Raw genomic sequence first — 18,149 nt, 5'->3', positions numbered from 1 at the left:
CTTCCCTTTGAGAAGCGCTGCCAGGCCCTTCCTGTCAAGCGCTGGCTCAAAAGGCGGCTATGGGTGGCATTGTAAAGCTGGCATTGTTAAATCGATTAGATTATAGGCTTTTTCTGAAATGCGGGAACGCTGCGGATTGGAGCAACGATGACAAGCCAGACGATACCGGTTGAGCCCTTCGATCTCGTGGTGTTCGGCGCCACCGGCGATCTTTCGGAACGCAAGCTTCTTCCTGCGCTTTATCAGCGCCAGCGCGCCGGCCAGTTTTCCGAACCGACACGGATCATCGGTTCGTCGCGTTCGGAGCTCAGCGACGCCGCTTTTCGCGAGTATGCAAAAACCGCGATCAGCGAACATGTGGCGAAAGCAGACATAGATGAGACCGAGCTGGAGCATTTTCTGGCGCGGCTCAGCTACGTGCCGGCGGATGCCAGGTCCGGCACGGGTTTCGAGCAGTTGAAGGCGGCGATCGGCGACAGCACCACCGTGCGCGCCTTCTATCTCGCCGTGGCGCCGGGAATCTTCGGCGACATCGTCGACAAGATCGAAAAGCACGGACTGGCGAATGCCACCTCGCGTATCATCGTCGAGAAGCCCATTGGCCGCAGCCTGGAAACGGCCAGGGAAGTGAACGACGTGATCGGGCGCGTATTCGATGAAACGCGTGTCTTCCGCATCGACCATTATCTGGGCAAGGAGACGGTGCAGAACCTGATGGCGCTGCGGTTCGGCAATGCGCTCTACGAGCCGCTGTGGAACTCGGCCCATGTCGATCATGTGCAGATCACAGTGGCGGAAGCCGTGGGGCTCGAAGGCCGCGCAGGCTATTACGACAAGGCCGGCGCATTGCGCGACATGGTGCAGAACCACATTCTGCAGCTTCTCTGCCTCGTCGCGATGGAAGCGCCGGCTTCCATGGATGCCGATGCGGTGCGTGACGAAAAGCTGAAAGTGCTGCGCGCGCTGAGGCCGGTAGAGCCGGGCAACAGCGAAAAGGTGACGGTGCGCGGCCAGTACCGGTCAGGCGCATCCTCGGGCGGCGCGGTCAAGGGCTATCGCGAGGAGCTTGGTGCGGAGAGCGACACGGAAACCTTCGTTGCCATCAAGGCCGAGATCGGCAACTGGCGCTGGGCGGGCGTTCCGTTCTACCTGCGCACCGGCAAGCGGCTGGCGGGACGGGCCTCGGAGATCGTGATCCAGTTCAAGCCGATCCCGCATTCCATATTCGGCGAGGGCGCGGGACGCGTCTTCGCCAACCAGCTCGTCATCCGCCTGCAGCCGGACGAAGGCGTGAAGCAGTGGATCATGATCAAGGACCCGGGACCAGGCGGCATGCGGCTGCGTCATGTGCCGCTCGACATGAGCTTCGCCGATGCCTTCAATGTGCGCAATCCCGACGCCTATGAGCGCCTGATCATGGATGTGATACGTGGCAACCAGACGCTTTTCATGCGCCGCGACGAAGTGGAGGCCGCATGGCGCTGGATCGACCCCATCGTGGACGGTTGGGAAGAAGGCGGGCAGCTTGTACGGCCTTATACCGCCGGAACCTGGGGCCCTTCGGCCTCGATAGCACTCATAGAACGTGATGGACGAACCTGGCACGAGAGCATTTAATGGCTGCAAAGACCAAATGGCACGAATTCGCCGCCGGGAATGAGCTTGCCGACGCCTTGGCCAGGGCTGTGGCGCGGCAGATATCCAACGCCGTCGGGGCGCGTGGCCGAGCTTCGCTGGCAGTATCCGGCGGCAGCACGCCTCCGCCCTTCTTCCGCGCCCTGTCGCGCCAGAAGCTTCCCTGGGAGAAGGTGACGGTCACACTGGTGGACGAGCGCTTCGTGCCGCCGTCGTCGGAACGCTCCAATGCGAGGCTGGTCGCCCAGCATCTGTTGCAGAATGAGGCAGCGAAGGCGGACTTCATCGGATTGCGCGGCGACGCGGATGATGTGTCGGCCGCGGCCGAACGTGCATGCACCGCGCTTTCGGGCTTGCAGCGGCCGATCGACATGGTTGTCCTCGGCATGGGAACGGACAAGCATACCGCTTCGTTCTTTCCGGACGCGGCGAATATCGCGGACCTACTGGACAGCGACGATGGACCGGCCGTACAGCCCGTTAGCGCGCCGAGTGCGGGAGAACCCCGCCTGACGCTTTCCATGCCGACCATAGCCGGAGCGGCGCAAATCGCGCTGCATATCGAAGGCATAGAAAAGAAGGAGGCGCTCAACGGAGCGCTTCGTTCGCAAGGCCGGCAGGCGCCGATCCGCGCCGTCATCGAACGGGCCGCCCAGCCGGTCCATGTTTACTGGGCGCCTAAGAGCGCCTCGTAAGCCAGTACAGCCCGCCCGCCCAGCGGCGCCAGCAAAGGACAGGATCATGACCGCAAGAAGAGAGATCGAAGCCGTCACGGAACGCATTCGCGAACGCTCCAGGCCGGCGCGCGAGGCCTATCTTGCGCGGGTGGACGAGGCCGTATCCAAGGGGCCGCACCGGACCGTCCTTTCCTGCGGCAACCTTGCCCATGGCTTTGCCGCCTGCGGCGTGCATGACAAACAGGCGCTGTCGGGGGACGTCGTTCCCAATCTGGGTATCATCACCTCCTACAACGACATGCTGTCGGCGCATCAGCCGTTCGAACCCTTCCCCGCGCTCATCAAGGAGGCGGCACGCGAGGCCGGCGGCGTGGCGCAGGTGGCCGGCGGCGTGCCGGCTATGTGCGACGGCGTCACCCAGGGCCAGCCGGGGATGGAGCTTTCGCTGTTCTCGCGCGACGTGATCGCGATGGCGGCCGCCGTCGGCCTGTCGCACAACATGTTCGACGCGGCTGTCTTCCTCGGCGTCTGCGACAAGATCGTGCCGGGGCTGGCGATTGCCGCCTTCACCTTCGGCCATCTGCCGGCCGTGTTCATTCCCGCCGGGCCGATGACCACCGGCCTGCCCAATGACGAGAAGTCTAGAATCCGGCAGCTCTTCGCCGAGGGAAAGGTGGGGCGCGAGGCGCTGCTGGAGGCCGAGTCCAAATCCTATCACGGTCCGGGCACCTGCACCTTCTACGGCACCGCCAATTCGAACCAAATGCTGATGGAGATCATGGGGCTGCACACACCCGGCTCGTCCTTCGTCAACCCGAACACACCGCTGCGCGACGCGTTGACCAAGGAAGCGGCGAGGCGCGCGCTCGCGATCACGTCACTCGGCAACGAGTTCACGCCGGTCGGCCGCATGATCGACGAGCGCTCTGTCGTCAACGGCGTCGTCGGGCTCAACGCGACGGGCGGCTCGACCAACCACACGATCCACCTGATCGCCATGGCGGCGGCTGCGGGCATAAGGCTGACGTGGCAGGATATCGCCGACATTTCCGAGAACGTGCCGCTGCTTGCCCGCGTCTATCCCAACGGCCTGGCGGACGTGAACCATTTCCACGCCGCCGGCGGTCTGGGCTTCATGATCCGGGAGCTACTGGAGGCAGGGCTTCTGCACGAGGACGTGCAGACGATCTGGGGGCCTGGCCTGAAGCAATACGCCATTGAAGCCAAACTCGGCCCGGACGGTAATGTGGTGCGCGAGCAGGCGCCCGCGGCGAGCGGCGACGAAAAGGTGCTGGCGCCTTATGCAAAGGCTTTCCAGCCGACCGGCGGCATCCGCGTCCTCAAGGGCAATATAGGCCAGGCCATCATCAAGACGTCAGCGGTGAAGGGCGAGCATCGCGTCGTCGAGGCGCCCGCCATCGTGTTCGAAACGCAGGAAGCGCTGCAAGAGGCCTTCAAGGCCGGCGAGATCGACCGCGACTTCATCGCCGTCATCCGCTATCAGGGGCCGAAGGCGAACGGCATGCCCGAACTGCACAAGCTCACACCTCTTCTCGGCGTGCTTCAGGACCGCGGCTACAAGGTGGCGCTGGTCACCGACGGCCGCATGTCCGGCGCGTCCGGCAAGGTGCCGGCGGCAATCCACGTCACGCCGGAAGCGCTCGACGGCGGGCTCATCGGCAAGCTGCGCGACGGCGACATGATGAGGCTCGACGCGAATGCCGGAACCCTGGAAGTGCTGGTGAGCGTGGAGGAACTGCAGGGCCGCGAGGAGGCGCAAGCCGATCTTTCCGGCAATCAGTTCGGCCTCGGCCGCGAACTTTTCGCCGGGTTCCGTCAACTGGCGAGCCGGGCCGACCAGGGGGCGGCGGTTTTTTGACGCCGCTCGCTTGACAGAAGGGGCGAACGGCGTGAATGAATCGTCATGGGGATCGCGATCTCCCCACGAGGCGCCAGCCCAAGTATCGCGTCCATGAAACCCGTAAAACGGAAGGACGCGTCATGCCCTCTCCCACCACCATATCCATCGACAAGCTCGCCCGCCTGATCGGCACGCCGCAATGCCCGACGCTGATCGATGTTCGCACAGAGGAGGATTTTTCAGCCGATCCGCGCCTCGTTCCCGGCTCCAACCGCAGGTCTCATCAGGATGTGCGGGACTGGAGCGGCACGATCGCCGGGAAAACCGCCATCGTCATCTGCCAACAAGGCAAGAAGCTGAGCGAGGGAGCCGCGGCGTGGCTCCGCAACAAGGGCGTCGCCGCCGAGGGCCTCGAAGGAGGGTTCGAAGCCTGGACGGCGGCGGGATTGCCGGCGGTTCCGGTCGACCGACTGCCTCAGGCAGCCGCCCTCGGCGGAAGTGTCTGGGTCACGCGCGCGCGGCCCAAGATCGACCGGATCGCATGCCCGTGGCTGATCCGCCGCTTCATCGACCCGCAGGCCGTCTTTCTCTTCGTAGCGCCGCAGGAGGTGGCGGCGGTCGGCGAGCGGTTCGATGCCGTTCCGTTCGACATCGAAGACGTGTTCTGGAGCCACCGGGGAGAGCTGTGCACGTTCGATGTGATGGTGGAGGAGTTCGGTCTGACGACGGAGCCGCTTCTGCATCTTGCCGCTATCGTCCGCGGGGCCGACACCGCGCAACCCGATCTCGCTCCGGAGGTGCCGGGCCTGCTTGCCGCCTCACTGGGGCTTTCCCGCATGTTCACCGATGACCTGGCACAGCTAGAGGCGGGCATGATCCTTTACGATGCCTTCTACCGCTGGTGCCGCGACGCCACCGACGAGAGGCACAACTGGCCATCGGCCAAGGCCGGAGGAGCAAGATGAGCGAGCAGATTTCCGAGAGCTCCGAAGAGCGGGTTGCACCGTCGGCGGGGCACGGCATCCCCTTTTCGGAAGGGGTGAAGGTATGGCTGCGGGTGGCGGCGCTCAGCTTCGGGGGTCCGGCGGGCCAGATGGCCGTGATGCACCGCATCGTCGTCGAGGAGAAGCGCTGGATCGGCGAGAACCGCTTCCTGCACGCCCTCAACTACTGCATGCTCCTGCCGGGACCGGAGGCACAGCAGCTTGCCGTCTATATCGGCTGGCTCATGCACAGGACGGCAGGCGGCATCGTTGCCGGGACGCTGTTCGTCCTGCCGGGGTTCCTGTCTATCCTCGCGCTCAGCTACATCTACGCCGCCTTCGGCAATGTCGCAGTGGTCGAGGGCCTGTTCTTCGGGCTGAAGGCGGCCGTGCTGGCGGTGGTGCTCAACGCGGTGATGCGCATCGGCAGCAGGGCGCTGAAGAACAAGGCGATGATCGCCATCGCGGTCGCGGCGTTCATCGCGATCTTCTTCTTCGACGTCGCCTTTCCGCTCATCATCCTCGCCGCTGCCATGATCGGCTTCATCGGCGGGCGAGCTGGCTCGCCGCTCTTCCAGATTGGCGGCGGCCACGGAAAGACCTCCGGCCCGGCGCTCGCCGACAGCGAATCCGCGCTTGGCGAAGAGACGCCGGCGCATGCCCGGCCGAATGTCGCCTGGTCGCTGAAAGTGTCGGCGATCTTTCTCGCCCTGTGGCTGGTGCCGGTGGCGCTGATTGTCGGCATTCTGGGCGGGGAGAACGTCTTTTCGCAGATTGCGCTGTTCTTCAGCAAGATGGCGGTGGTGACCTTCGGCGGCGCCTATGCGGTGCTTGCCTATGTGGCGCAGGAGGCGGTGCAGAATTATGGCTGGCTGCAGCCGGGCGAGATGCTGGATGGCCTCGGCATGGCGGAGACGACGCCGGGGCCGCTGATCCAGGTCGTGCAGTTCGTGAGCTTCATGGGCGCCTATCGCGATCCCGGTTCGCTTTCTCCGATGCTTGCCGCCACGCTTGCCGCCATCCTTACGACCTGGGTGACTTTCGTGCCCTGCTTCCTCTGGATATTCCTTGGCGCGCCCTTCGTGGAGACCTTGCGCAGCAACAAGGCCATGACCGGCGCCATGTCAGCGATCACGGCGGCAGTGGTGGGGGTCATCATGAACCTTGGCATCTGGTTCGCGCTGCATGTGCTGTTCGCCGAAGTCTCGCCCTGGCGCGGGTTCGGGATGTCCGTGGAGGTGCCGGTCTGGTCGAGCCTCGATGCGGCGGCGCTCGTACTGACATTGGCCGCCATTGTCGCCATCTTCCGGCTGAAGGCGCCGCTGATGGCCGTGCTTCTCGGCTCTGCGCTGGCCGGGCTGCTGTGGGTCGCGATCCGATGAACGTGGCGGCTCAGGCGATCGCGGCGCCGCGCTCGGCCAGGAGCGCGCGCAGCACCGAGCGGTGGCAGCGCGCCTCGTCCTCGCAATAGCAGCCGATCGAAAAATGGGCGCCGTGGGAAAGCGCCGCCAGCAGGTCCAGCGTGCGCCGCGCGGCCGGCGCATTCATCTCCGCCTTGAAGGCGCGGACGAAGGCGGCCCACTCGGCGGGCGTCTCCGCCTTCTGGGCGCTGGCCACCAGTTCGGCACTGGGCGACAGCTCCGGATACCAGACGTCGTACCAATCGTCCGCCGCGAACCGCTCCTTTGCGATGCCGCGCGGCGGCCGACGGACGGTGCCGATGCGCGTTCCCTCCTGCGGATGGCGGGGCGTGCCCAGGCGGACGATCCTTAGGGACATGGCAAAGCTCCGGAGACGATACCTGCTCCTTGCCGGTATCGTTCCGCGCCGCGGCGGCGTCAATAGGTGGTGCGCCGCTCATCCGAAGGCGGACGGCCAAATTGCAGGCGGTAGCTCTGCGCGAAATAGGAATGGGAGGTGAAGCCGGTGGCGATCGCAACGTCCAGGATGGGCATGTTCGTCTGGCGCAGAAGCTCGCGCGCGCGCTCCAGGCGCAGCCGCATGTAATAGCGTCCGGGCGTCATGCCCAGATGCCGCAGGAACAGCCGCTCCACCTGACGCACCGAAAGACCCGCCGACTTGGCGAGCTGCACGGCCGAATAAGGCTCGTCGAGATTGTCGGCCATCAGCTCGACGATCTTCTTGAGCTTTTCGGATTTGCCGATCAGCGCGCGCTCGGGGCCGACGCGCTGGCGGTCGCCCGGCGAGCGGATCCTTTCGTGCTGGAACTGGTTCGCCACCTCGTTCGCCAGGTTTTCCCCATGGTCGCCGCGAACGATCTCCAGCATGAGATCGATGGAGGTGGTGACGCCGGCGCAGGTGTAGCGCTTGCGGTCGATCTCGTAGACATTGCCGGTGCACTCGATATCGGGAAAATTCTCGCGGAAGCTGGCGCGGTTCTCCCAATGGATGGTGCAGCGGTGGCCGTCGAGCTGGCCCGCCTCGGCCAGGAGGTAGGAGCCGGCCGCCAGCGCACCCAGCGCGCGGCCCTGCCGGCCCATGATGCGCAGCGCACTGAGCACCTTTCCCTTGCCGGCAAAGTCGAGCGTGATGCCGACGCAGGCAAACAGGATGTCCACGGGCGGCAGGTCATCGATAGCATAGTCGATCTTGATGGGGATGCCGTTGGAGGCCATCACCGCCTCGCCATTGGCCGAAACGGTCGTCCACGAATAGAAGTCGTAACCCAGGAGCCGGTTGGCCGAACGGAACGTGTCGATGGCCGCGGCCAGCGAGAACATGGAGAACTTGTCGACCAGCAGGAATGCGAATTGCCGCCCTGTGCCCTCGCCTTCGATCATGGCGGGTATTTCTACAGGATCGGCCGGTGGGTGCAATGGCGGGTGCCGGCGCTACAGCGCAGGCGGCTGCCTGCCGGCGGCCCGGCAGGCAGAGACTAGCGTGTTGGCCATCAGCATGGCGATGGTCATCGGCCCCACGCCGCCGGGTACGGGCGTTATGGCGCCGGCAATGGCCGCCCCCTCGTCGAAAGCAACGTCTCCCACCAATCGGCTCTTGCCCTCGCCGCGCTCCGGCGCGGGAACACGATTGATGCCGACGTCGATGACGGTGGCGCCGGGCTTGACCCAATCGCCCTTGATCATCTCGGGCCGGCCCACCGCGGCCACCAGGATATCGGCGGTGCGGGCAAGGGCGGGAAGGTCGGCGGTGCGGCTATGGGCGATGGTGACGGTGGCATTGGCGGCCAGAAGAAGATTGGCCATCGGCTTGCCGACGATGTTGGAACGGCCCACGACGACCGCGTTGAGGCCGGAAAGATCCCGGCCGCGCACCCGCTCCAGCATCAGCATCGCGCCGGCCGGCGTGCAGGGGACGAATGCGGTGTCGAGCTCGCCGGTGCCGAGCTTTCCGACATTGATGAAGTGGAAGCCGTCGACATCCTTTTCGGGGGCGATCGTCTGGATGATGGTCCCTGAATCGATATGGCCGGGCAAGGGAAGCTGCACGAGAATGCCGTGAATGGCCGGATCGGCGTTGAGCGCCTCGACCAGGGCGACCAGCTCATCTTCGGAGGTCTCTTCGGCAAGCGTGTGCTGCACCGAGTGGAAGCCGCACTCCTTCGCCCTTTTCGACTTGGAAGCGACATAGACCTGGCTGGCCGGATCCTCGCCGACGATGACCACGGCAAGGCCGGGCGTTATGCCCGAGGCGATGAGATCAGCGGCGTGTTGCGATACCTTGCCAGTCACTTCGGCGGCCAGCGCCTTTCCGTCGATCAAGTCGGCCATGCGTGCACTCCCTGCGGAATCTTCGAGCATGCCCGCAATATGCGTCATTTCACGGCTGTGCAATGCCATGCCGCGCCGTCTACTGCCGCAGGGTGGACAATACGGGTGTGCAGCTATGCGGAACGGCGATTACGGGCAATCGCATCCACCTCGTCACGGAACTCGCGCAGGCTGCGGCGGATCTTGTCGATGTCGGACGCCGGTTCCGGTTCGGAAGCCGGACGGGCGTCGTTGGCGGGGGCTGGAGCCGGTTGCTGCGACCAGACGGGATGCATGGGCGGCATGAACTGCGGATAGAAATGCTGCGGGGCATGCCAGGCCATCGCCATGGGCTGGTACGGCACAGGATAGGGCATCATGGGCGGCATCGGCGCGGGCCACACCTGCACCGGCATCGTGATGGCCGGCGGCGGAGCCTGGTCGCGCTGCGGCTGGGCCAAGGGCTGCGGCGGCACCGCCGGTTCTGGCTGCTGGGGCAAAGATTCGCCCAACGCGCTCGGCGCGGAGCTGGTGGCCGCCCGCATGGCCGGGGATGGCGAGGCCGACGGTTCGGCCGACGGGGCGAAAGGCCTGCCGTCCCGACGGGGACCAGGCGGCATGGGATCATCGTCCTGCGGCCAGCCGGCGGATTGCCCGCCGCCATTGCCGTCGTAGCGGCGGCGCTCCCGCATGTTTTCGCGCAAGCTGCCGATCGCGCCCATGCCGGCGCCCAGGGCGACACCGGCCAGGAAACCAAGAATGGTGCCGGCAATGGCGATCGAGGCGCGCGAGGCGCCGGTCGGCAGGAGCGGCGGATAGGCCTCGGAAATGATGCTTACATTGGCGGAATTGAGATTGCGCTGCTGGCCCGTTTCGCGCGCGCGCAGGAGGAAGGATTCATAGACCGCGCGGCGTGCCGCGGCTTCGCGCTCCAACTCGCGCAGGCGAACCTGCCCATTGGCCAGATCGCCCTGCTCGGCCTTAAGGCGCGCCAGCCGCGCGGCGAGATCCTGTTCGAGCCGTACGGCGCGCTGCAACTCGACCTGGATGGACGAGGCGACACGGTTCAGCTCGCGGGCGATGGCCTCGCGCACCCCCGCCAGTTCCGCTTGAATGGTCTGGTTGTCAGGGTGCCGTGGCCCGAGCCTTGCGGCGGCACGATCTGCCTGCTGCTGAAGGCCGGCGTACTGAGTGAGCAGTTCGGTCATGACGGGCGAGGCAACCTGCTCGGGCAGCGATCCGCCCAGAATGTCGCCAAGTTCAAGTTCGCGCGTGGAGGCCGCGCGGGCGTTCAGCTCGGCGGTGCGTGCGCGGGCGGTGGAGAGCTGTTCGTTGAGCCGGACGATCTCATCGTCGGTGATCAGGCGGCCCTGCGCATCGATGATGCCGTTCTCCGTCTTGAAGTCCGCCACCGCCTGCTCGGCCTGTTCGACCTCGCTGCGCAACTCATCGAGGCGCCCGGTGATCTCGTCGTTGGCGCGCTGCGCCGTATCCGACTGCATGTTCGCCGACGTCTCGAGGAACGCCTCGGCTGTCGTCGTGGCGATCCGTGCGGACTTTTCCGGATTCTGGGTGGTGGCGCCGATATAGATGATGAAGGTCTTGGCGTCGCGTCCTACCTCCAGGCTTTCGGCGAGGTTCTGGACAGCCAGCGACCAGCGCGTCGACGCCCCCGCCTCGCCCCCGTCGCCGCGCCCGCCCAGAAGAGCGCGCAGGCTGGGCAGCGCGAAGCCGCCCCCGCCCTGACCGTTGAACTCCGGATCGTCGGCCAGGTTGAGCCTTTCGACCACCTTGTTGAGGACCGAGCCGGAGCGGATGATGCTGACCTGGTTCTCGATCAGCGCCAACGTGGCGTCGGAGGGCAGTCCGTCCCGGGTGAGGTCGCGGTCGACGAGCTGCAGGTCCCGTGGATCGAACAGAAGCTCGGTTTGCGCGTAATATTGCTTCGGCGTCGAAAGGGCTACGATGACGCCGAGGAGCGCGCCGAGGATCGTCGTCAGGACGATGAGCCACTTGGCGCGGACGATGCCGGCGACGACGCTCATCGGGTCGATGAGCGGCCTCCAGTAGTCGCCCTGATCGGGCCGGGCATGGTCAGCATTCCAATCCCGGCGGTGCGGCTCCGGACGGCGGGGTTCTTCGTGCCGTTCCTCCCGGCGAGGAGCCTCATAGGGAGATTCGCGGACGGGAGGGGAAGCCGGCGCCAGACGTGCGGCGGCCTCGCGGATGCGGGCCACCAGCCCTGGACGTTGGTCTGCGGTGCGGGTCTTTTCGAGGCGGCCGGCCGGCGCCGGTGCATCTGGCTTTCGCGGTTGCGCGGGGCGAGGCGGTGCCTGCGGCGCCGGGTCGGGCTGGCGGACGGGCCTTGCCGAAAGCAGCGAGCCCGCGCGCTGCCGCACGGGGGCCGGCCCGCCGCCCGCGCCAGACAGGAGCGACCGGTTGCGCCGATCTTTCCGCTGATCCTCGGAATTGAACATGAAAGACTGCCGCCCTTTACAGAGAATGCGAGCGCCAAGCCCGCGATTATCTTAACCCAAGCTAAACAGGCACGGGTAACAAATGGTTAATGCGGTGCCCTCCGCACGGGTCTGCCAACGGCGCATTAAACTTTAGCTGCTACCACCCTCCACCAGGACCAAACCAGCATCGGGGCTTCGTCATTTCGGTCGTCGGGATCATCAGGAGCAAGCAAAGCGTCTTGCGCGACTATTTCTCGGCGATCAGCGGATCGGCGGGGCGGCTCGTCTTTTCGCTCGCATATTTCGTCGTCCTGGCCAATGCGCTGACGATTTCGGAGTTCGGCGTCTTCGCCACTGCTTCGGCCACCGGCGTCATGCTGTCGCGCATTCTGGGTTTTGGTTTCATCGCCCCGCTCTATCGCATCGCCACGGTCAAGCCTCGCCTGCTGGGCGCCTACACCGTCGGTTTCCTGGCGATGTCCGCCTTGTCTCTGCCGGTGGTCGCGGTAGCGGGCGGCGTTATGTATCTCGTCTTTTTCCAGGCCGATATGGCACCCGCCGCCTTTGCACTGGTCATCGCGGCCGAAGCGCTTCTGTGGCGACCGGCAGAGGCCGTCATCATCGTCAATAACGGGCTGAACCGTTTCGGGCGCGGCGCATTTCTGGTCATTCTCGGAACGGCGATACGCGCTGCCGCGGCGCTGGTCTTTGCCTTCCTCGCCACCCGCGACCTGTGGATCTGGACGCAGCTCTATCTGGCGGCCAACGCGCTCTCGCTGCTCATCGCCGCCACGTTCTTCTATCCCTGGCAGCGGCTGCGCTTCACGCCCCGCCTCTACATGCGCCGGCTGGGCGACGCCGCCTATGTCGCGGGCGCGGAGATCTTGTTCTATCTGCAGATGGAGCTGGACAAGCTCCTCGTGCTGGCGCTGGGGGGCCCGCATCTGGCCGGCATCTACGCCATCATCATGCGGCTGGTGGACCTGACCGCCATTCCCGTGCGCACCTTCTCAATGCTGCTCGTGCAGAAGATGATGCGCGCGCCGGACATGCTGCGGCGAATCGTAACAAGGATCGGCATCGAAGGCGGCATCTTCGCCGTGTCTACGCTGGCGCTGCTGTCGCTTGCGGTGCTGCTTTACTTCGCGCCCGGCATTCTGGGCTCAAACGTCGCCGAAGCCGCGCCCCTCGTGATCCTGGCCCTGGCGGTGCCGGGACTACGCAATCTGGTGGAGTATCAGGCCGAGCTCCTGTTCGCCCGCGGCCAGACCGCCATCCGCGCCATCAATCTGGTGCTTCTGGCCGGTATCAAGGCCGTCGCGCTGGCCTATATTTTGGAGCAGCACGACATGGCGCGCGACCTCGTGCCGGCGCTGAACTGGGCATTTCTGGTGATCTACCTGGCATCGGCGGCACTGACCTATTCGGCGCTGAGACTGCCGGCCAAACGGGTCTAGACGCCGGCGAAACGGCGCACCGTGTCGAGGTCAGTGCCCGTGAAGGACTGGATGCCTATGGCCACCTGCTCGGGCGTCATCGATGCGGCCAGCTTCTCCAGACCCTCGGCGCCCAGCTCCGGGCCCGACCAGTAGACCCGGCACAAGGGCGTGTCGTCGTTAAAGTGGCCGGCGCCTTGCACCACTTCATCGACGTAGCGGCCGTAGATGAGGCATTCGGAGAACCGGCGGCGGCGGGCGATGGCGGTCACCCAGTCACCGCCCCGCCCGGCTTCGATATGGCGCAGCATGGCAAGCACGGTGTCGCGGCTCCAGGCGATGACGGTTGAGATATAGTCGTTGGGGGCGGGTAGAATTTCCGGCAGGCCGAGCACCTTTCCGGCATTGGCGAACCACTCCAGATGCTCGCCGCCTTCCCGCTGCAGCGCTCCGTCGCGGCGGTAAAGACGCAGATTCCCGTCGCGCCGGAAGGATGTCAGATCGAACGGCTTGAGAAACACCACGTCCGAGTCGCAATAGACCAGCACTTGCTCGGAAACATGCTGCGCAATGGCGATGCGCCGCAGTTGCTGGACATGCCAGCCGCGCAGGGGCGGAATGCGCGCACTGAACCAGACGCGGCGGCGGAAAAGGCTGAGCGGGTCGGGCAGGTCGTGGAGCCACGGGGGCAGGATGTCGCGCTCGTCTACGATGCTGCGGCGGGGACCTTCGAGATCGCGAAACCGCGCGACATCAGCACCCGACACGAGGATATAGTGATGGTCAGCCCCGGATATATGACGGTCAACGGTCCGGCAGAGCAGCCGGCAGCGCTCAAAGTCGCCGGCATAGCTGGGCGTCACCAGCGCCGCGCGCTGCTCTGACCGAGTTTCCCGATTCGGTTCAAGCGGCGTAGTCACGGCTATTTCCGGTCGCGCGACAGGCGCTGGCGCATTACGCGAGCGAGGAACACGGGATTGCCGACCACGTAGCGCCGCCAAAGCCGGCGCGGCTCCAGCATCAGCCGGAAAACCCACTCCAGGCGCAGGCGGCGCATCCATTCGGGCGCACGCGGCACTGCGCCGCTCAGGAAATCGAGCAGTGCGCCGACGGCGATGGGCAGGGTGCAATGCCGTTCGTCCAGCCTGCGGGCGATCCATAACTCCTGCCGGGGGACGCCCATGGCGACCAGCAGGATGTCGGGCCGGATCGCCTCCAGCTCGGCAAGGATCGCCGGTTCCTCGTCCTCCCGGAAAAAACCGTCGCGGATGACGAGATATTCATGGGCGGGCGCCAAGGCCTTTAGCCTTGCGGCGGCGGCATCAGCGTTTTCGCGCCTCGTGCCGATGAGCCCGACCTTGAGCGGACGCTCCTCGGCGGCCAGGAGCGCCGGCACGAAGTCGGTGCCGTTCAGATTGGCGGGAAACCTCCGCCCGTAAAGAAGCCTGGCCGCGATGTCGACGCCGATGCCGTCCGGCAGGATCAGGAAATCCTGCAGGGCGCGGGCGAATTCGGGATCGCGCGAGGCGATGTTGGCGTTGTTCGCGTTGAGGAAGGTGACGCGGGTGAAGCGCTGCTGGCCGATGAGCCCGCGTATGAGCCCAAGGCACTCGTCCCAGCCGATGGACACGACGGACGAGCCGAGTATCCGGCGACGCGGCAAGTCGGCGAGGCTGGCGGTCCCGGGATGGGCGGTCATGCCGCCACTCCCGCCCTGCCGTCGCTGAGCACGGCCAGACCCAGCTTCAGATTGGCGTCGAGCGCGGCCTGCTGGGCGGCATGGAACGCGGTTCCGTCGAGCCGCGGCCAGGAAGCGTCCCGCGCTTCGACCAGCGTCTTTGCAAAGCTCTCGGCATCGTCGGCCACCGCGCAATTCGGCGGCCGTTCGGCAACGCCCCTCAGCGCGTGCGAGGTGGCCACACAGGGAAGGCCAAGCTCGAAAGCCTCGATGGTCTTCAACTGCACGCCGGTTCCCGCGCGGCTGACGAGCGGCACGACCTTGCCGTCGCACATGAAGGCGGCGGCGTCCTCGACGCGCCCGACGAAGCGCACCCGTCGATGGGCGTCGACCAGACCGTCTGGCGCGCGGCCGGCAATCGCTATGGAAAAATCCTCCGGTAGCAGCGGAACCACCTCATTCAAAAACCAGTCCAGGCCGATCCTGTTGGGCGCCCAGGTCCAGGTGCCGATCAGGACGGCGTCGTATTGCGGAGTATGCGGGGCCGTGGCGTCCGGTATTGCCGCTCGCGTGACGAGAGGCAGGACGGCGGTCCGTCCCGTGCGGGCAAGGCCCAGCGCCGCTGCGTCTTCCTCGGCGAAGGTGTAGACAAAGCGGGCCTTGCGGCACAGCCTTGCTTCCAGCGCCGCGAGCAGTTCGGCCTCGCGTTCGAACATGTGTCGGGCCAGGCGCCCCGAGGCGGCCGCGGCATTTTCCCGTGCCGAGCGGTGCTCGACATTGTGCGCGACGTAGGCGAAGGGCCGCGACGTGAGGAGCTCTTCGAAAGCGCCGGCGATCTGCACCGAATTGAGGACAATGCCATCGAACGGGCCGATCGATTGGAGTGCTTTCGCCACTTCCCGCTCGCCTGTCACCCGCAGCTTGGCGGAGGCGAAGGTGAGGCCGCTTGCCAAGGCCGTTGCCGCCCAACCGACCTTGCGCAGCGCCGGCGCGCCCTCGGTCGTCACGTCGACATGGCCCAGCAGAACGGTCTCGTGCGGCCCCGCCGGCTGCTTTCCCGGCCAGGCGAAGCCCATCACGGTCACGCGAACGCCGGCGCGCGCCAAAGCGCCGAGAACCGCCGCATTGGCGATCTCGTAACCGGTTTCAGGTGCCCCGCAGGGCACGATGGACGTTGCAAAAACCAGATGCATTGGGTCTTCCTGCTGGCAAAGGTATAGGTTTCAGGCCGTGAAGCGTTGATTAAGACACATCGAAATTTGCCGCGGCATTCGCGGATGGCGGTACTGGCGTGGAAGGTGTTTAACGCAAGCTTAATAGCGACCGCATCATATAGGCACGACAACGCCAGCATTCGGGGCATCTCTTGAAACCGGAACCAGCCAACGTTTCCGTCCATGCGCGCACGCCCGGCCTGAAGGCGGGCGATATCGGATGCGTCGTCACGGTTCCCACCTTCAAGCGTCCCGAACAGTTGCTGGCGACGCTCGCCTCTCTTCGCGCGCAGGCAACCGGCAGGCGCTTCGCGGTGGTCGTCATCGAAAACGAAGCGGAAGGGCGCGAAGGTGCGAAGGCGGCGGCGCCCTTGTTCGAAGCCGGTGAAATCGAGGGTCTCGTCATCATCGCCCATGAGCGGGGCAATTGCTGTGCCTATAATGCCGGCTGGGAGATGGCGCTCGCGACCTTCGGCGCTTTCCGGCATCTGCTCGTGATCGACGATGACGAGCTTGCGCCGCCAGACTGGCTGGAAACCATGTGCGCCACCGCCGAGGGTCTTGAAGCCGATATAGTCGGCGGTCCGCAAAGGCCGATTTTCGCCTCCGCCTCCCACGAGAAATGGGGCCGGCATCCCGTGTTCAGCCCGCCCTATCACGAAACGGGGCTGGTGCCGGCGCTCTATTCTTCCGGGAACCTTGCCATCGGGCGCCATGTGCTGGAGGCAATGGAGCAGCCGTTCCTCGACCTGCGCTTCAACTTCATGGGCGGCGGCGATTCCGACTTTCTCAGTCGCGCAAGAGCCAAGGGTTTCCGCCTGGCCTGGTGTGCCGAGGCGCCGGTGGACGAGGCCGTGCCGGCGCGCCGCATCGAGCCGGACTGGATCCGCGCGCGGGCGCTGCGCAACGGTGTGATCTCCACGCTGGTCGAGAGAAAGAAGCGGGCCGGCGAAAGGCTGGGGCCGCAGCTTGTGGTGGCCAAGAGCCTCGCCCTGCTTGCCGCCTCGCCGCTGCGCGGGTTCCGCCGCCTCGTCGAGACGGGCTCACCTTCCATTGCAATGTATCCGGTCTATGTGGGCCTTGGCCGGGTGCTTGCCGAATTCGGCTATGCCAATGAGCAATACCGCCAGCCAGACAAGAACTGACGGGCCGGTGCTTTCGGCCCGGCCGAGCCGGCGCACGATGGCGCGGACCGCCACCGGGCTTGCCGCGTTGCTGCTTGCGACGGTGATCATCTCGTTCCGTCCCTTTCAGCCGGCCGGCGCGGAGGGCGAAGGCGGGGATATCCTCAACCAGATCGGTTTCGGCTCGCTGGGTGCCCTGGCGCTGGCCGGGCTCTTCATGTTCGTCGACCGGCGCGTGCTTGCCGCCCTCCTCAGCCCGTGGTGGCTGCTGCTCCTGGCCTTTCTGGGCCTCGGCGTCATGAACGCGCTGTCGCCGGCCGATTCCATACGAGCAGCGCTCTTCGCCGTTATCGGCATCGTGACCATGGCCGCCGTCCTGACGCTGCCGCGCGATGCGGATTCGTTCTCGACCGTGCTCGCCCTGGCCGGGTTCACCGTTCTCGGGTTCAGCTATTACGGCATTCTCGCCATGCCGGAGGTGGCCATTCACGGGGGTGACGGAATGGAGCCGCAGCATGCGGGATTGTGGCGCGGTTCCTTCGCGCATAAGAACATCGCCGCACCGGTGATGGCCTGCCTTTCCTTTGCCGGCTTCTATCTCTGGCGGCGCGGATGGCGGTGGTCGGGCGGCGCGATGTTCGTGCTGGCCGTCATCTTCATGTCGCAGACGGGATCGAAGACCACGCTCGGCACGGTGCCGCTGGCCATCATCCTGGCCGCCCTGCCCGGCGCCATGGGCCTGCGCTTCCTCACCCCGGCGCTTCTCGTGGCGGCGATTGCCGGCCTGGCGCTTGCCACGCTGGGCATCGTGTTCATCGAACCGCTGACGGCACTGCGGGACCAGATCGCGCCCGACCTTACCTATACCGGCCGCACCGCGCTGTGGGCTTTCATGGGGGAGAGTTTGGCCGAGAGGCCGCTGACGGGCTACGGCTTCGAGAGTTTCTGGGGCACCGGAATCGTGCTCCAGGCCGACCAGCCCTTCGACCGCGACTGGGATATTCGCGGCATCGTGCACGGCCACAACAGCTATATGGATCTGGCCATCTCGCTCGGGCTTCCGGCGCTGGGCGTGGCGCTGGTGGCGTTCATCATAGCGCCGATGCGCGATTTCCTGCGGGTGCCCTTCTTCCGCGAGAACATCCTGCTTTCAGAGCTGTTCATGATGATGCTGACCTTTACCCTGCTCAACGCCTTCCTCGAAAGCTTCTTCTTCCGGCGCGCCGATCCGGTCTGGCTGTTCTTCGTCTTCGCCGCCCTGGGCATGCGCCTCGTGGCGCGGTTCCAGGTGCATTCCAGCGTGAACTGATCACAGGCTCTTGCAAGGCGCGCGCGGAAGCGCCAAACCTGCCGG

15 protein-coding genes are annotated in these 18,149 nt (G+C 65.7%); 8 read left to right on the top strand and 7 right to left on the bottom strand.

Annotation, left to right across the window (positions count from 1 at the left end; translation table 11 throughout):
* Positions 1–147: 147 nt before the first annotated feature.
* The 5 genes from zwf to chrA all read left to right on the top strand — a co-directional run bounded on the left by zwf (position 148) and on the right by chrA (position 6,538).
* Positions 148–1,617 carry a glucose-6-phosphate dehydrogenase gene (zwf, locus tag N1058_RS05650; RefSeq protein WP_265516530.1) on the top strand — a complete coding sequence of 490 codons (1,470 nt, stop codon included), beginning with the start codon at positions 148–150 and terminating at the stop codon, positions 1,615–1,617.
* Entirely contained in the window at positions 1,617–2,330 is a 714-nt protein-coding gene (gene pgl, locus N1058_RS05645) for a 6-phosphogluconolactonase (RefSeq protein WP_265516529.1), read from the top strand. The genes zwf and pgl overlap by 1 nt, the downstream gene beginning before the upstream one ends.
* Positions 2,331–2,376: 46 nt before the next feature.
* Positions 2,377–4,191 carry a phosphogluconate dehydratase gene (edd, locus tag N1058_RS05640; RefSeq protein ID WP_265516528.1) on the top strand — a complete coding sequence of 605 codons (1,815 nt, stop codon included), beginning with the start codon at positions 2,377–2,379 and terminating at the stop codon, positions 4,189–4,191.
* Positions 4,192–4,313: 122 nt separating this feature from the next.
* Positions 4,314–5,138, top strand: coding sequence for a sulfurtransferase/chromate resistance protein (locus N1058_RS05635; protein ID WP_265516527.1), 825 nt, complete (start codon positions 4,314–4,316; stop codon positions 5,136–5,138).
* Positions 5,135–6,538: a chromate efflux transporter gene (gene chrA / locus N1058_RS05630; protein ID WP_265516526.1), complete on the top strand. Its 1,404-nt coding sequence runs from the start codon at positions 5,135–5,137 to the stop codon at positions 6,536–6,538. The genes N1058_RS05635 and chrA overlap by 4 nt, the downstream gene beginning before the upstream one ends.
* Positions 6,539–6,548: 10 nt before the next feature.
* On the opposite strand, the gene N1058_RS05625 is transcribed toward chrA, so the two are convergent.
* The 4 genes from N1058_RS05625 to N1058_RS05610 form a co-directional block, all read right to left on the bottom strand.
* Positions 6,549–6,935 carry a DUF488 domain-containing protein gene (locus N1058_RS05625; RefSeq protein ID WP_265516525.1) on the bottom strand — a complete coding sequence of 129 codons (387 nt, stop codon included), beginning with the start codon at positions 6,933–6,935 and terminating at the stop codon, positions 6,549–6,551.
* 59 nt (positions 6,936–6,994) lie between these two features.
* Positions 6,995–7,957, bottom strand: a complete 963-nt coding sequence (locus tag N1058_RS05620; RefSeq protein WP_265516524.1) for a GlxA family transcriptional regulator — start codon at positions 7,955–7,957, stop codon at positions 6,995–6,997.
* Between the two features lie 51 nt (positions 7,958–8,008).
* Entirely contained in the window at positions 8,009–8,905 is an 897-nt protein-coding gene (folD, locus tag N1058_RS05615) for a bifunctional methylenetetrahydrofolate dehydrogenase/methenyltetrahydrofolate cyclohydrolase FolD (RefSeq protein ID WP_265516523.1), read from the bottom strand.
* Positions 8,906–9,018: 113 nt separating this feature from the next.
* Entirely contained in the window at positions 9,019–11,361 is a 2,343-nt protein-coding gene (locus N1058_RS05610) for a GumC family protein (RefSeq protein ID WP_265516522.1), read from the bottom strand.
* Between the two features lie 200 nt (positions 11,362–11,561).
* Between N1058_RS05610 and N1058_RS05605 the strand changes: the two genes are divergently transcribed.
* Positions 11,562–12,800, top strand: a complete 1,239-nt coding sequence (locus N1058_RS05605) for a lipopolysaccharide biosynthesis protein (RefSeq protein WP_265516768.1) — start codon at positions 11,562–11,564, stop codon at positions 12,798–12,800.
* Here the strand turns inward: N1058_RS05605 and N1058_RS05600 are convergent.
* The 3 genes from N1058_RS05600 to N1058_RS05590 are packed head-to-tail and all read right to left on the bottom strand — an operon-like array spanning position 12,797 to position 15,650.
* On the bottom strand, positions 12,797–13,699 hold the full coding sequence (locus N1058_RS05600) for a DUF6492 family protein (RefSeq protein WP_265516521.1): 903 nt from the start codon (positions 13,697–13,699) through the stop codon (positions 12,797–12,799). The genes N1058_RS05605 and N1058_RS05600 overlap by 4 nt on opposite strands.
* 2 nt (positions 13,700–13,701) lie before the next feature.
* Positions 13,702–14,478 carry a WecB/TagA/CpsF family glycosyltransferase gene (locus N1058_RS05595; RefSeq protein WP_265516520.1) on the bottom strand — a complete coding sequence of 259 codons (777 nt, stop codon included), beginning with the start codon at positions 14,476–14,478 and terminating at the stop codon, positions 13,702–13,704.
* Positions 14,475–15,650, bottom strand: a complete 1,176-nt coding sequence (locus tag N1058_RS05590; protein ID WP_265516519.1) for a glycosyltransferase — start codon at positions 15,648–15,650, stop codon at positions 14,475–14,477. Before N1058_RS05590 ends, N1058_RS05595 begins: the two co-directional genes overlap by 4 nt.
* Before the next feature lie 173 nt (positions 15,651–15,823).
* On the opposite strand from N1058_RS05590, the gene N1058_RS05585 reads away from it, so the two are divergent.
* Positions 15,824–16,816, top strand: coding sequence for a glycosyltransferase family 2 protein (locus tag N1058_RS05585; RefSeq protein ID WP_265516518.1), 993 nt, complete (start codon positions 15,824–15,826; stop codon positions 16,814–16,816).
* Complete coding sequence (locus tag N1058_RS05580; RefSeq protein ID WP_265516517.1) at positions 16,785–18,104, top strand: O-antigen ligase family protein; 1,320 nt, start codon at positions 16,785–16,787, stop codon at positions 18,102–18,104. The genes N1058_RS05585 and N1058_RS05580 overlap by 32 nt, the downstream gene beginning before the upstream one ends.
* Positions 18,105–18,149 lie beyond the last annotated feature (45 nt).

It is taken from the genome of Nitratireductor luteus (genome assembly GCF_026162365.1).
Classification (GTDB): Bacteria; Pseudomonadota; Alphaproteobacteria; order Rhizobiales; family Rhizobiaceae; genus Chelativorans; species Chelativorans luteus.
Note: the sequence above shows the minus strand (reverse complement) of the source record. Positions and strands in the feature narration are given on the sequence as shown.